The 15,858-nt window shown below is 38.5% G+C and carries 12 protein-coding genes; 10 read left to right on the top strand and 2 right to left on the bottom strand.

Features of this window, described 5'->3' with window-relative positions; all coding sequences use genetic code 11:
• The first annotated feature begins 45 nt into the window (after positions 1-45).
• Genes DV872_RS07820 through DV872_RS07775 form a run of 10 tightly spaced genes read left to right on the top strand, consistent with a single transcriptional unit; the run spans position 46 to position 13,775 of the window.
• Positions 46-3,273 (top strand): helicase-related protein, encoded by a 3,228-nt coding sequence (locus tag DV872_RS07820; RefSeq protein ID WP_114629310.1) that lies wholly within the window; start codon positions 46-48, stop codon positions 3,271-3,273.
• A complete protein-coding gene (locus DV872_RS07815) occupies positions 3,266-4,018 on the top strand; it encodes a DUF4391 domain-containing protein (RefSeq protein WP_114629309.1) in 753 nt (250 codons plus the stop codon). Before DV872_RS07820 ends, DV872_RS07815 begins: the two co-directional genes overlap by 8 nt.
• 10 nt (positions 4,019-4,028) lie before the next feature.
• Positions 4,029-5,957 (top strand): site-specific DNA-methyltransferase, encoded by a 1,929-nt coding sequence (locus DV872_RS07810; protein ID WP_114629308.1) that lies wholly within the window; start codon positions 4,029-4,031, stop codon positions 5,955-5,957.
• A 1-nt stretch (position 5,958) separates the two neighbouring features.
• Positions 5,959-8,961, top strand: a complete 3,003-nt coding sequence (locus tag DV872_RS07805) for a type III restriction-modification system endonuclease (protein ID WP_114629307.1) — start codon at positions 5,959-5,961, stop codon at positions 8,959-8,961.
• A 16-nt stretch (positions 8,962-8,977) separates the two neighbouring features.
• Complete coding sequence (locus DV872_RS07800; protein ID WP_114629306.1) at positions 8,978-9,907, top strand: hypothetical protein; 930 nt, start codon at positions 8,978-8,980, stop codon at positions 9,905-9,907.
• 25 nt (positions 9,908-9,932) lie between these two features.
• Positions 9,933-10,481 (top strand): DNA-binding protein, encoded by a 549-nt coding sequence (locus DV872_RS07795; RefSeq protein WP_147283125.1) that lies wholly within the window; start codon positions 9,933-9,935, stop codon positions 10,479-10,481.
• A gap of 56 nt (positions 10,482-10,537) precedes the next feature.
• On the top strand, positions 10,538-10,771 hold the full coding sequence (locus tag DV872_RS07790; protein ID WP_114629304.1) for a DUF2188 domain-containing protein: 234 nt from the start codon (positions 10,538-10,540) through the stop codon (positions 10,769-10,771).
• Between the two features lie 11 nt (positions 10,772-10,782).
• On the top strand, positions 10,783-11,955 hold the full coding sequence (locus tag DV872_RS07785; RefSeq protein ID WP_114629475.1) for an HNH endonuclease: 1,173 nt from the start codon (positions 10,783-10,785) through the stop codon (positions 11,953-11,955).
• Complete coding sequence (locus DV872_RS07780) at positions 11,948-13,135, top strand: nucleotidyltransferase (protein ID WP_114629303.1); 1,188 nt, start codon at positions 11,948-11,950, stop codon at positions 13,133-13,135. The genes DV872_RS07785 and DV872_RS07780 overlap by 8 nt, the downstream gene beginning before the upstream one ends.
• A gap of 1 nt (position 13,136) precedes the next feature.
• The gene (locus DV872_RS07775) at positions 13,137-13,775 is read left to right on the top strand and encodes a hypothetical protein (protein WP_114629302.1); all 639 of its coding nucleotides are present in this window, start codon (positions 13,137-13,139) and stop codon (positions 13,773-13,775) included.
• Positions 13,776-13,800: 25 nt separating this feature from the next.
• Here the strand turns inward: DV872_RS07775 and istB are convergent, their stop codons facing one another.
• Together istB and istA are read right to left on the bottom strand one after the other, a co-directional pair.
• The gene (istB, locus tag DV872_RS07770; protein WP_114629301.1) at positions 13,801-14,544 is read right to left on the bottom strand and encodes an IS21-like element helper ATPase IstB; all 744 of its coding nucleotides are present in this window, start codon (positions 14,542-14,544) and stop codon (positions 13,801-13,803) included.
• Between the two features lie 11 nt (positions 14,545-14,555).
• Positions 14,556-15,858: IS21 family transposase (istA, locus tag DV872_RS07765; protein ID WP_114629300.1), on the bottom strand; the 1,303-nt coding region annotated here is incomplete at its 5' end.

The raw sequence follows: 15,858 nt of genomic DNA, 5'->3' as shown, positions 1-15,858 counted from the left end.
CTTTCCTGAATTAGGTATTAGATGATGTATTAGTGGAGAATATGAGTGTTTAAGCAACAATCAGCGATCTTAGATAATAAGGCCCTTGGCAATGTAATTGATGTTCTCAAAGATGAAATCAAACCTGAATCAAACTTATCAGTGATTTCCGCGTTCTTTTCCATTTTTGCATATGAAGAACTAAAAAAAGAGCTTTCAAAAATTGATGACTTTAAGCTGTTGCTGCCTACCCATCCAGGTACAGAAACTTTCAAAATGAATGTTTCTGGTACTCCCTTAGACCGACGGTTACGAAATAGACTAAATATGGCATATATAGCTCGAAGTTGTGCAGACTGGCTGAATAAGAAGTGTTCAACTAAATATATTCCTTCTCCCATAGGGCAAAATTTAATCCACATTAAAAATGGGGATGAAAACTCGGCCATAATGGGGAGTGCATCATTTACAACAGAGGGTCTGGGGATAACAACGTCTAAATCCTATCACATGAACTCTTATTATAAGCACAATGAAGAAGTTAGCTCACTGGTCAAATGGTTTAATGAGCTCTGGGCAAGTACAGCCGAATCAAAAGATATAAAGGACAGCATACGAAGCTCATTGGAGCTAATCTATTCAGAGAAAACACCTCAGCAGATTTACTTCATAACTCTATACAATCTATTCAAGGATTTTCTTGAAGAACTGGATGAAGAGAAGATAATTAAGACTCAGACAGGCATTAAAAGTACGACTGTCTGGCAAAAGCTTTATAAGTTCCAGAGAGACGGAGTCCTTGGAGCAATAGATAAAATTGAGAAATATAATGGTTGCATTATTGCAGACAGTGTCGGTCTCGGTAAAACTTTTGAAGCATTGGCTATCATTAAATACTATGAACTCCGAAATGACAGAGTCCTTGTTCTTTGTCCTAAAAAACTACGTGAAAACTGGACCCTGTATACAGTAAATGATAAGAGAAATATCCTTTCTTCTGATCGTTTAAACTACGATGTTCTCAATCATACCGACCTATCCAGATCCAGGGGAATGTCAGGAGAAATCAATCTTGCATCCCTCAATTGGGGGAATTATGACCTTATTGTCATAGATGAGTCCCATAACTTCAGAAATAATCCTGCAAGAAAAGATGAGTCTGTAACCAGGTACTCAAAACTGATGGATGACATCATTAAAGCAGGTGTTAAGACCAAAGTTCTTATGCTTTCTGCTACTCCTGTGAATAACAGAATGAATGACTTGAAGAACCAGGTGGCATTTATTGTTGAAGCCAAAGATGATGCATTGGAAAGCAATGGGATAGTAAGCATAGAACAGACTCTAAAGCTGGCACAGGCTAAGTTCAACACCTGGTTGAAACTGGATGATGAGCATCGAACTACTGCATCACTTCTTGAAACCCTGAACTTTGATTATTTCAAGCTGTTGGATTTACTTACGATTGCTCGTTCAAGAAAACATATTGAGAAATACTATGATATATCTGAGATTGGAAAGTTTCCTGAACGACTTCCTCCTTTCAATATAAAAACAGGAATTGAAATCACTGGTCAGTTTCCTCCATTAGAGCAGATCAATAAAGACATTCGTTTTCTTAATCTCAGTGCTTATGCTCCTTTGAAGTACATTCTACCAAACAAAACAGAAGAATATAGCCGAAAATATGACCGAAAGTTGGCTGGTGGTTCCACTTTTAGACAGGTAGACCGGGAACAGAGCCTTATTCACTTGATGAGAGTAAATCTGTTCAAGAGGATGGAAAGTTCAATCAACTCATTCTCCATGACTCTTGCAAAGCTTCTTGGTGAAGTAAACACTCTTCTTTCCAAGATTGACAGCCATGAAAGCAGTGGGGATTTAGAAGAGTTCGACATTGAAGATATTGAGATTGAAGATGATGCTTTCTCTCCATATGTGGTAGGTAAAAAAATCAAGGTTCTAATTCAGGATATGGACACCGTCCGTTGGCGACAGGAGTTGGAAGAAGATAGGATTATTCTTGAAACCCTTCTTACATCAGCTGAATCTGTTGATGCCAGTCAGGATGAAAAATTAAGGCAATTAAAAGAATTGATAAAGAACAAAGTTCAGAATCCTATTAATAGCGGGAATAAGAAAATTATTGTTTTCACTGCTTTTGCGGATACAGCAAAATACCTTTATACCAATATAGCCAAATGGGCTTTGTCTGACCTTGGAATAAACTCAGCTCTTGTTACGGGTTCAGGAGATAATAAAACTGAGATGCCAGGTATCAAGAAAGACTTGGCTTCAATCATTACATCCTTCTCCCCAATTTCAAAAGAAAGGAGCAAGGTCGACTCGACATTAACTGAAGTGATTGATCTTCTTATTGCAACAGACTGTATCTCAGAAGGTCAAAACCTTCAGGATTGTGATTATCTGATAAACTACGATATCCACTGGAATCCTGTCCGTATCATTCAACGTTTTGGACGTGTTGACCGTCTTGGCTCCAGAAACGACTGTATCCAGTTAGTCAATTTCTGGCCCAATATGGAACTTGATGAATACATCAATCTGGAGGCACGTGTCTCAGGCCGAATGGTATTGCTGGATATATCCGCAACAGGTGAAGAAAATGTAATTGAGTTTACTGACTCAGGTACAATGAATGACCTGGATTATAGACGAAAACAACTGGAACGACTCCAAAACGAAGTTATTGATATTGAAGATGTGGAAGGCGGAATATCCATCACAGATTTAACATTGAATGACTTCCGTATGGACCTTACAGAATACATGAAACAGAACAATATACCTCTTTCAGACTTTCCCTTCGGGGCTTTTGCCATAGCTGATGTTTCTGGGGAACCAGAGATAGTTCCCGGTGTTATATTCTGTCTGAAGAATGAAGGGAGTCAAACAGTCTCCGATACAACTTATGCTCTCTCTCCGTTATATCTTATCTATGTATCAGATGATGGTTCCGTAATATTACAGTTCACTCAGGTCAGGAAAATACTCGATCTTCTGAAAAAGAAAGGCATAGAAGGAAAAGTATTGAACCCTGAAAACCTGGACGCTTTCCATTCAAGAACACGTAAGGGAAAAGATATGTCCCATTACCAAAACCTTCTATCCAAGGCCATTCAGGCATTAACCGGAGCAGCAGAAGAGCGTGGCGTTGAAAGCCTCTTCACGCCTGGAGGAACTGTAATCAGTAAGGATAGTTTTAAAGGAATCGATGATTTTGAAGTGGTCAGTTATCTTGTTTTGATGTCAGGGGGTGATTCCCATGTCTGATTATTTGAACAAAATATGGAATATCCTATCCTTTCCTGAAAAGGCATTACTGGAAAAACGGATTCCCAAAAAACAGTTCCTGGAAAGCGGTCGATTAACCGGGAACGATAAGAAACTCTTCAGGGATAATGTGAAGAATGTTTATTGGCAATACACCCTAAAGCCCTCTACCTGTCCGGTTTTACCCTATCGGGATAATGACCGGGAATACCTTGAGGTCGCCATTCTCCATGTGGAATTAGTGTCCCAAAAGGGGCTGCCTCGTATTGCCGAGATTATTCACCGGACAATTCCCTATCCTATGAAGTTGGTTTTCACAAATAATGAAGAGAACCTTGCTTTCAGTATAGCACCTAAAAGGTTCAGCCAGGCTGAGCAAGGTGCTTTTGTTGTCGAGTCATTTTTTACAACCACCTGGCTGGATGATATTTCTTTTTCTCCTGCATCAGAATTTATAGCCTCATTAAACTGGAATGTGCTTTCACTCAGCAATTTTGGTGTCTTATATAGAGAATGGATAGATCGATTTATTGCTTTTGAAAGTGCCCTAAAGTCAGGTGCTTTTCGGTTAGGAAATACCGAATCTCGACAGGAGACCCTTGAGAGTTATAAAGATTTAGAATATCAGATTGTAGAACTGAAGTCACAAATAAAAAAGGCTGCTTTTAATAAGCAAGTTGAATTAAATACCGAATTAAAGAAAAAAGAACAAGAGCTCAAGCACCTTGCTACGAGCCTTACATAGGAGGAAACTCATGGACAAAATGAATGGAACAACAATGGATATCGTAGCAGAGAATGTTGAAAAACTAAAAGAACTCTTCCCTGAAGCTTTTACTGAGGGAAAGGTTGATTTCGAAGCTTTAAAAGAGGTTCTGGGGGATTATACAGAAGGAAAAGAAGAAAGATATAGCTTCTCCTGGAATGGTAAGAGCAAGTCAAGAATGCTTGCTCAAACACCAAGTACTGGAACTCTACGTCCTTGCCAGAAAGAATCCGTAAGTTGGGAAGAAACTAAGAATATATTTATTGAAGGAGACAATCTTGAAGTCCTAAAACTCCTTCAAAAGTCTTATTATAAAAAATTCAAAATGATCTATATCGACCCTCCTTATAATACAGGCAAGGATTTTGTATATAGAGATAATTTTAAGGATAATATAAAAAACTACAAAGAGATTACAGGTCAAATTGATAGCCAAGGCCGTAATAAATCCAGCAACCCTGAAACCAGTGGTCGTTACCACACTGACTGGTTGAATATGATTTATCCACGCTTAAAGTTAGCACGTAATCTTATCAAAGATGATGGAGTAATTTTTATCTCAATTGATGGAAATGAAATAGCGAACTTAATCAAGTTAGGTAACGAAGTATTTGGTGAAGAAAATTTCATTTCTACTATTGCTAATATTAATAATCCAAAAGGTAGGTCTGATGACAAGTTTATTGCCACTGCTCATGAGTACATTGTGATCTATGCAAAATCTATTAGTCAAACAAATATATATGGATTTGAACCTGATGAAAAAATAATTAGGCGTTATAACAAAGAAGATAGCCAAGGCAAAGTTTATCGTGAAATGGATTTGAGGAAAACTGGTGACTCTGATAGAAGAGAGGACCGTCCTGATATGTTTTACTACTTTTATTTTAACGAAAATAAGGACACTCTTAGGGTTTCAAAAGAAAAGGATTTAAAAACTGGTGAGATAGAAATTTTCCCACAAAAAGATGATGGATCAGATGGACGATGGAGATGGGGATTTCAAACAGCGCTTGATAAGATCGAAACAGTATATGCAAAGTTTATGCCCACCAGGCAAATCTGGGGTATTTTTGAAATGGATTACCTTGAAGGTAGGCCACCTGTTAAATCAACAAGTTCTTGGACATTTAAAGATGTAAATAGTGAGAGAGGGAGTGAACAGTTTATAGAACTTGGCTTTGATAAAGAAGTTTTCCAAAGACCTAAACCTGTTGGAACATTAAAGAGGATATTAGAAGTTGGTACTCTACCTCATGAGGAGTCATACATTCTTGATTTTTTTGCTGGTTCTTGTGGAATATCTCAGGCAATCTTTGAACTAAATGCCAATCATAACAGGAATATTCACTTTGTTGCTGTTCAATTACCTGAAATATGTGATTCTGGATCTCAAGCATATAAAGATGGATTCAAATACATTTCTGATATAAGTAAAGAAAGAATCCGAAGGGCAGCTATTAAAACCAATGGAGAAGGATCCCAAAGTGACTTAGATACAGGTTTTAAGGTTTTCAAACTTGATTCTTCTAATATTAAAACTTGGGATGTAGATTTTGATTCCCTTGATGAATCTCTTCTTAATGGAATGGTTGAAAACATCAAAGATGGTCGATCAGAAGAAGATGTACTCTATGAAATCCTTATCAAATACGGCCTTGATCTTACTTTGCCTATCACAGAACACAACCTCGCTGGTAAAAAAGTCTTTGATATCGGGATGGGGGCATTGATAATTTGTCTCTCCGATTCAATCACTTTGGATGTTGTAGAAGGAATTGCGAAACTCAAAGATCAGCTCAACCCAGAAATAATGAGAGTTGTATTCAAGGATTCCGGGTTTAAAGATGATGTCGTTAAAACCAATGCTGTTCAGATTCTTAAACAGGCTGGAATTGAAGATGTAAGGAGTCTGTAGGATGAAATTACAATTCAATCCAAACCTGGAATACCAGAAAGACGCCATAGATGCCATAACCGGTATTTTTGATGGACAGGAAATCTGCCAGACCAATTTTACCGTAGTTCCAATGAAGGTTTATGAGGACAGCCATCTCTTCGAAGGGCAGGAGATGAATCAGTTGGGATATGGAAACAGGTTGCGTCTGCTCGACGAAGATATCCATAAAAACATTCGCAATATTCAGTTGAAGAATGGTTTAGCTCCCTCAGAAAGTCTGTCATCCATGGATTTTACCGTGGAGATGGAAACCGGAACCGGAAAAACCTATGTCTATCTCCGCTCTGTTTTCGAAATGAATAGACTGTATGGATTTACCAAATTCATCATCGTTGTTCCGTCTATTGCAATTAAAGAGGGGGTCTATAAATCCCTTCAGATAACAGCGGACCACTTCAAGGAACTCTATGAGAATGTTCCCTTTGATTACTTTGTATATGATTCAAGCAAACTCTCCGATGTACGGAGCTTTGCCACAAGCCCTGATATTCAAATTATGGTGATTAACATCGACGCCTTTAGAAAGAGTTTCTCAGACCCTGAAAAAGAAAACACTGCAAATATCATCCATCGGGCTCACGACAGAATGACTGGAGCAAAACCCATAGAGTACATCCAGGAAACCAATCCCATTGTTATTGTGGATGAACCTCAGAGTGTAGATACTACGGCGAAAAGTAAAGATGCCATAGCCTCACTTAATCCTCTCTGTACTCTCAGATATTCAGCGACACATATTGATAAACACCACATGCTCTATAAACTGGACTCTGTTGATGCCTATGAACAGAAGCTGGTAAAGCAGATTGAAGTAGCCGGGATTGAAGTCAAGGATGGACACAATAAGGCCTATATAAAACTACTAAGTGTGGATAATAAGAAAAGCCCTATTACAGCAAAAGTGGAGATTGATTCAAGGAATGCTTCCGGTGCTATCAAACGTAAGACGGTGACAGTGACAAGTGGAGATGATCTTCTTGAAAAGAAATTCAGCGGCGGAAGAGAGATCTACGATGGCTTTATTATCGAGGAAATCTACTGTGAGAAAGGTTATGAGTCTATCAGCTTCACCAGTAAACAGGAAGTATTAAAACTTGGGGAAGCTATTGGGGAAGTAGACCCTGATGAGTATAAACGTCTTCAGATCCGTAAAACCATTGAAGAGCATTTAGACAAGGAGATGCGCTTACGGCCTCAAGGTATAAAGGTATTGAGTCTGTTCTTCATTGATAAAGTTGCAAATTACCGTTCATACGATGAAGATGGAAATCCCGTAAAAGGGAAATTCGCTTTAATGTTTGAAGAAGAATACGCCAGAGCTGTTAGAAAGCCTAAATATCATACTCTCTTTGACGGGGCTGACCTGGAAACGGTAGCAGAAGGTGTTCATAACGGTTATTTTGCGATCGACAAAAAGAAGGACTCTAAAGGTGATGAAATATTTAAAGACTCATCAGGTAAAACAGCAGCGGATGAAAGTGCCTACAACCTCATAATGAAAGAAAAGGAAAAGCTGTTATCCTTTGACTCCAAGCTAAAGTTTATCTTCTCCCATTCTGCATTAAAAGAGGGATGGGATAATCCCAATGTATTCCAGATTTGTACCCTGAATGAAACCAACTCGGTTATCAAAAAAAGACAGGAAATCGGACGAGGATTACGAATCGCTGTTAACCAGGAAGGAGAACGGGTTCATGGATTTGAAGTAAATACACTAACGGTAATGGCAAATGAATCCTATGAGGAGTTTGCAGAAGCCCTCCAGAAAGAAATAGAACAGGAAGAAGGAATCAAGTTCGGTGTTGTAGAAGAGCACCTCTTTGCCAACATTGTAATTCCCATCGATGACCATACACACGAATATCTTGGCGTTGATGCTTCCCGAGAACTATGGAATTACCTCAAAGATGAAGGTCATATCGACTCGCGGGGTAAAGTTCAGGACTCTCTGAAGAATGCTCTTAAAACAGGAACACTTCAGTTACCTGATGAATACCAGGAGCATAGTCCTCAAATCAATGCAGTCCTGAAGAAAGTTGCAGGAAATCTTAATATCAAGAATCATGATGATAAGAAAAAGGTGACTTTGAATAAAGCTGTATTTCTCAGCCCTGAATTCAAAGAACTCTGGGACAGAATTAAATTCCGAACAACTTTCCGGGTTGATTTTGATGTGGATGACCTTGTATCAAAGTGTGCCGAAGAAATTAAGAATAACCTGCAAGTTGGTAAAGCTCGATTTATTTACCGCAAAGCCAAAGCAGAAATAGATCGTGGAGGGGTGCATGCTGAACAAGTCCAGGAAACCGCCAGTGTGTATGAAGCCCGGTCCTTCGAATTACCTGATCTGATTACATATCTCCAGAATGAAACGAATCTCACTCGTCGAACAATAGTCAGGATTATCAATGATAGCGGAAAGTTGGAGTCCTTTAAGAATAATCCGCAGAAATTCATTGAGCAGGTTGCTGAGATCATTAAGAAGCAGATGAGACTCTTTGTTGTGGATGGTATCAAATATCACAAAATTGGAGATGAGCATTTCTTTGCCCAGGAGCTGTTTGAGGAAAATGAGCTGTTCGGTTATCTTCAAAAAAATATGCTGGAGAGCCAGAAATCTGTCTTTGATCATGTTGTCTATGATTCAGATGTAGAGCTGCAATTCGCTTCCTCCTTTGAAAGGAGTGATGATATTAAACTGTATGCAAAGCTCCCTGATTGGTTCAAAATTGATACACCACTGGGAACTTATAACCCAGACTGGGCTGTTCTTGTTGAAGCCGATGGACGAGAAAAGCTGTACTTTGTTGTAGAGACTAAGGGATCATTATTTACCGATGCATTGAGACCTACGGAACAGGCAAAGATTGATTGTGGGAAGGCTCATTTTAAAGCTCTTGGAGATGATGTGGAATTTACTGTTTCCAATGGGTTTGAGCATTTTTCTGGGAAGTATGTGTAATTAGGAGAACAAAAAGATGGGACAGATATCAATAGATTTATCAGGAAAATGGATCAGCTGTGTGACCCTTGAAAATCACTTAAACCTGGTTCAAGATACTACGATAAAAGATTGTTCTGATTTTTTGATAACTGTTCCTAACGGTGGAAATATTATGGTAGACGCAGGAGTGCGTCTATTAAGCTACCTCAACCAATTAAGCAAATTAGGGAAAAAAGTCTGCCTCAATTTCGAAGATGGTGAAGATGGAGCATTTGGATATTTGAATAGAATAGGTTTTTTTGATCATTTAGAAGATGATATAACAACGATCCCTGAAAGGCCTAACTTTTCAAGTGCAGATATTTTCCGAGGTAACAACTCCGGTGTTCTTGAGATAATTCCGATTGATCCAATAAATTTACCAAGAGATTCTTCCTTACCTACAACCTTAGCTAACAAACTATTATCAAATATTATAGATGAGGAGATTAAAGCCTCTTTTGATACTCCTTGTTATACATTCTTTGCTGAATTGGTAGAAAATATCTATTTACATAGTCAAACCAAACTCAAAGGATTTATTGCTTTTCAAGTATATAAAAAAGGTACTTCTGTCAAAGTAACAGTATCAGATAGTGGCATTGGATTACTGACTTCTCTTCGATCAAAGATAGAAGATCATTATCCTCAGTATAAAGATGTGGACGATGCAAAGTTGATTGAGCTGATGTTTTCCGAAGGTCTTTCAAAAGATGGTGTTGATAAAGGTTGTGGGCTAAAAACTTGTGCAAAGCATGCTTTAAAATTCCATGCGACCTTGGATGTACGTCTACCTCACTCAAGATTTCACCTCACACCTCTGGATTCAAGGATTTTTGGTTATGAAGCACAAGGTTCAATAACTAAAACTACACTGGACTTTGACGGAACTCATATCACATTAGATATCAGTCTTGACAAATAGATTATTTTCTGTTTCAATAGAAACAATGAAGCAGAAAATAGAAACAATACTACTTCGTAGTCTCATGGAATCAGATGATGGCCATGGTCGAGAACAAGGCATTGCTGTTCACACAAAACTTCTCGCATTAATTGAACAATCCTCATCTCTTTTATTTTCAGTTTCACTAAAAAATGTCAGAAGATTGGATGCATCTTTTCCTCGTGAGAGTATTATGGAAATTGTTAGACGCTACAAGGGAGATAGGGGAATATGTCTAACAGAAGTTACAAATCCTGATTTAATCGATAATCTTGATGCTGCTGCACTAAAAAAAGAGATTCCAATGTTTATCTGGAATGATAATGAGTACCAGATAATTGGGAAAGAACCTAAACTGGGACTAAAAGCGGTATTGGAACTTGCTCTTTCTAAACCTTCAATAACTGCTGCTGAAGTAGCAAAAGAGTTGGAATTGAAATTGAATAACGCGAGTATGAAACTAAAGCAACTGGTAACAGAAGGGTTATTAGTAAGACAGGAAGAAATAGCTCCAAGTGGAGGAAAGGAATTCTATTACTATAGGATTAAGTAATTTTTTTTGATCATTCTCGTTCATCTGATTCATTGAACGAGAAAAAGGAGGCCAATATGGCAAAGGGAAAGAATCAACATGTTGTAAAACATGAAGACGGATGGGCGGTTAAAGGTGCAGGGAATAGCAAAGCGACTAAAGTGACCTCTACCCAAAAAGAAGCAATTGAGATTGCTCAGGATATTGCCCGAAACCAAAAATCTGATACCAAGATCCATGGTAGAGATGGGAAAATTCGTGGAGGGAACAGTTATGGAAATGATCCATGTCCTCCAAAGGATGAGAAATAGGAATGTATTCTATGGAGACAGATGATATTAAAGAGATAAAAATAACCCGTAGTATCAAAAAAGAAGTAGAAAGAGAATTATGGGCTCGAGCAGCTGGTAGATGTCAATTTAGTGATTGCAATAGAATTCTTTACAAGTCTCCAGTTACTCAAGAACGTGTCAACATATCGGAAAAAGCTCATATTTACTCTTTCTCAAAGGATGGACCCCGCGGATGGGGTCCCTTTCAAAAAAAAACGCAACAACTGAATGAGGTAGAAAACCTAATGCTTGTATGCCATGACTGTCATAAAACCATTGATCAAGACAAAGAAGGTAATAAATATTCTGCGTCACTACTTCAACAATGGAAAAGAGAGCATGAATACAGGGTTTTAACTGTTACAGGAATAGTCGCGGATAAGAAATCTCATATAATTTTTTATGGTAGTAATATCGGTGAACAACGATCTCCGCTACAGAAGAATGAAGCCATAGAAGCAATGTTTCCAGAACACTATCCAGTCTCAGAAAAATCAATTGATTTATCAATGTTATGTTCTCATGAGGACAAAAGTTCAATATTTTGGGAATCTGAATTATCTCATCAAAAAAAGATGTTTAACCAGAGAATTAATCCTCTTATTGAAAGAGATCAGACAAAACACTTCTCTCTATTTTGTTTGGCAGATATTCCTTTATTGATTCATCTTGGAGCATTATTTACTGACAAAGTATCTGTAGATACCTATCAACTATTAAGAGAACCCAAGGGTTGGTACTGGCAAGAATTCCCAGAAGGATTCGAATTCATTATAAAAAGGCCAGAAAACATAGACGGACAACCAGTACTCATAATTTCTTTAAGTGATTACGTACATCATGATCGAATTAAATCTGTATTAGGGGATAACGTTTCTATATGGGAATTAACGGTTCCTGGTTCTCATATTGGCAATGACAATATACGTAACAAGGCTCAACTTTCTATGATGCGAACTGCCATTAGGGATTTAATGATTCAAATTAAGAAAATTCATGGTCAGAAGGAATTATCAGTTTTTCCTGCTATGGGAATCTCCTGTTCTATTGAAATGGGGCGAGCCAGAATGCCCAAAGCAGAAATGCCTTGGATAATATATGACCAGAATAACAAATTAGAAAAATTTGTGAAGACACTCACAATCGGAGGAAAAGATGACTGAATCACAGAAGGAAACGATACTTTCGAATTTAATCGAACAACTGGAATTGCCTGATCATGCTTACGAAAAAGCAAAAAGAAGATATGAAGACCTGGGAAAATGGTTTGATAGAGAAGACTCGTTACTTGAGAATAACGATCCCCATATTTTCCCTCAGGGGTCTTTTAGGCTTGGTACTGCAATACGTCCTATAAATGAAAGAGACGAGTATGATCTCGATCTCGCCTGCAAACTGCGAAGCGGGTTTGATAAAAGGAATGTAACTCAAGAGGAACTAAAAAAAATTGTTGGGTCTGAATTGGAATTATATAGAACAGCAAGAGGAATTCAAAAAAAACTTGAACCTAAACATAGATGTTGGCGACTCGAATATCAGGATGAAATCAGTTTTCATATGGATATTGTCCCTTGTATACCAGCAGAAAGCATTAAGCGAGAGGCTATATTAAAATCCATTCGATCAACCGGGCTTGAAGATTCATTGGCTGTTTCCGCTGCTCATACAACTATTGCCATCACAGATGATCGTCATATATCATTCAATAAGATCACCGAAGATTGGAATATTAGTAATCCTGAAGGTTACGCAAAATGGTTTGGATATAGAATGCAATCCTTACCTTCGGAATATAGGATGGAGAAAGCTCAAGTTGATGATGTTCCTCAGTACAAGATAAAGTCGCCTTTACAAAGAGTAGTTCAATTACTCAAAAGGCATCGAGACTGTTGGAGTATACAAAATCCTGAATCTAAGCCTATATCAATTATTATTACTACATTGGCAGCACGAGCTTATCAAGGCGAAACAAATCTTCAATTAGCTCTAAATAATGTTATAGGTAAGATGGAGAGCTATATAAATGCATCCATTCCTCGCGTACCAAACCCTGTTGATCCAGGTGAAGACTTTGCGGATCGTTGGTACAGACCTGATAGTCTTCATCTGAGGCTTGAAGAGACATTCCATTTATGGCTAATGCAAGTCAAAAAGGATTTTCAACATATTACGTCAACAACTGATACAGAATTTATCCGAGAGATGGCCGAGAATAAATTCTCAGTAAAAATCAACTCTGATATTTTAAAGAAAGGTCTTGGCGTGGAACAAAAACCTGTGCATATTATTCCTATAAAACACCATCTTGAGGAATCAAATCCACCAAAACCATGGCGAATATAAGATGCTCGAAAAGTATGAACAGTTTGGAATTGAAAAATTTCTCTTCGAATATCCTGGAATTTCCACTACTCCATCATCTGTATTGGGAATATTCCTAAGAGGAACATTTAATTTCACAGCTGAAACAGACAAAAGAGGAACTATTAGTGATCAATATGAGATAGAAATCTTAGTTCCATTCAATTTTCCACGCTCCGTTCCGGTAGTCAGAGAAATAAGAGGAAAGATTCCAAAGAATGGAGATTTTCACGTTAACCCTGATGGCTCACTCTGTCTTGGCTCTCCTCTCCGGTTGCTATCATTAGTTAATAGCAATCCTAACTTGGTTGCTTTTGCAGAGAAGTGCTTAATCCCATATTTTTATGCTGTTTCCATAAAACTAAATTATGGTGATGATTTTATGTTTGGAGAACTGGACCACGGTAATGTAGGGGCTTTGGAAGATTATTCTCTATTATTAGGTTTAGAAGAAGATTCCCAGATAATTCAGGCCTTTCAATTAATGGGACTAAAGAAAAGAGTCGGAAATAAAAAAGCTTGCCCATGTGGATGTGGAAAAAGACTGGTGCGCATTCCGGTGAAAGTTGCCACCTGTTCCGGACGAAAGTTGCCACTTCATAGGCATCATCCAACCTGTTAATTCTTCTTACATCAAGTGGCAACTTTCAGTCAAGATTTGTTGCCTTTTTCTTCCGGAAAGAGTCTCCTTCCAGTTCAATTCTGTACGATTCATATACAATCCGATCCATAATTGCATCAGCTATAGTCGATTCACCAATAACACCGTGCCAGGCAGATACCGGCAGCTGTGAAATGATGATGGTAGATTTTCTACCATGTCGATCTTCTAGAATGTCCAGAAGTTCTAATCGTTTTTCCTGAGTGAATGGGGCCAAACCAAAATCTTCTAGAATTAGAACATCTGCTCTGTAGATTTTAGCTAGCTCCTTTAAATACTTACCCTCTTTTTTTGCCAGATTCAGTTCCTGAAACAGTCTACTGGTGAGCCTATATACAGTCCGGTATCCGAGACTACATGCTCTGTTCCCCAGTGCACTACCAATGAAACTTTTGCCGGTGCCAGTGGGTCCGGTGATAAGAATGTCTTTACTCTGTTCTATCCAACTTCCATCAGATAACCTTAAAATCATATTCTTATCTAAATTGCGATCCTTCCGGTAATCTAACTCTTCAATAGATGCTTGATACCGAAAACCAGCTGCTTTGATCAGTCGCTCCTGTTTTCTGATAATCCGATCTTCCCATTCCGTGTCTACCAGTTGGGTGAGAAGCTCATCTATTGTAAACTTCTGATTCATCCCGGTTTCCAGAATACTCTGAAAAGCTCTGGACATGCCGTGCAACCTCATTTCATCCAATTTTGACAGGGTAGCTTGGTTGTTGTTCATACTCTTTTCTCCTATTGATAATATTTTTCTCCACGTATGTTGGGGTGATTGTCTGGAATTAGACACAGCTGAGCATCATCTGCAACAGCTTCTAATTCCTCCTGTATTCGATGTGCTTCCTGGGCAATACTCTTGTAGCCGATCCAATCCATATTCCAACTGCTCCTACAGGCTTGATTCACCACAGAGTGAGGATATTTATTTGTTAGATTTAAAATCCCAATTGAAGTTCTGAACGCCTGCTCAGGATGAGGTTTGGATTCAAGAAGATAGTTTATGACTCGCAAAGTGTCTTCTCCGACATTCCCAGCCCACCAACGGAACTTTTCAGGACTCCATTCCTTGAAGTAGCGATGCTTTGCAGGCATATGGTCAGCTACCGTCGTGTAACCATTACGGCGACGCTCTCTTCGATGTTGCCAAATCCTGATATTATCGTGATATAGAGCAACATGGGTGTCGTCATAGATGATTCGTACTTTCTTCCCTTTTAATAGATATGGTGCACTGTAGTAATGACCATCCTCCTTGAGGTAGAAGTGATAATTGAATCCAACTAATGTATTATCCTGGAAGTATTTCAATGGATATTTTTCTACAGGAAGTGACCGTAATTCACATCGTTCTACGTCCTCAAAGAGCTCGCGTCTGGAAACTGTCATGCGGGTGAGTTTTGTCTCGTTATGCTCTTTCAGCTTTTCCCACATAGCCTGATTCAAGGACTCTGTCGAATGAAACGACTGGTTTCTTAGAGGGGCAATGATTCGCCGGTAGGCAATCTTTACTGCGTTTTCGACATGTGCCTTATCCTGAGGTCTACCAGATCGGGCAGGAAGTATTGCAGTACAATAATAGTCAGCAAAATCCTCTAACAACGGATTTATTTCTGGTTCATAAAAATTAGCCTTCACCACTGCGGATTTCAGATTGTCCGGAACAATAGCAGCTGTTACACCTCCGAAGAAATGGATAGCTCTTTCAAGAGACCTGATAAAGGACTCCTTTTTTTGATTATCAGAGGCTTCAATGTAGGTTAGTTGACTAGACGGTAGAATAGCTACAAATATCTCTTTTGGGACAATTTCTCCTGTAATTGGATTAACAATCTCTCTCTTCTTACCTGCGTAATCAACGAATAACTTTTCACCGGCCTTGTGCTCCAAATGCATTGATATATTCTCATCTGCCTTCCATTGTTGAAAATGATAACAGAATTGTGTGTACTTCAATCCATCTGGATTGTCTATGCGATATTCTTCCCAAAGCAGCTGAAGAGTAACTCCTGTTTTCTTCAATTCTTTTGCGAATTGTGGA

The sequence above is a fragment of the Oceanispirochaeta sp. M1 genome, from assembly GCF_003346715.1.
Lineage (GTDB): Bacteria > Spirochaetota > Spirochaetia > DSM-2461 > DSM-2461 > Oceanispirochaeta.
Note: the sequence above shows the minus strand (reverse complement) of the source record. Positions and strands in the feature narration are given on the sequence as shown.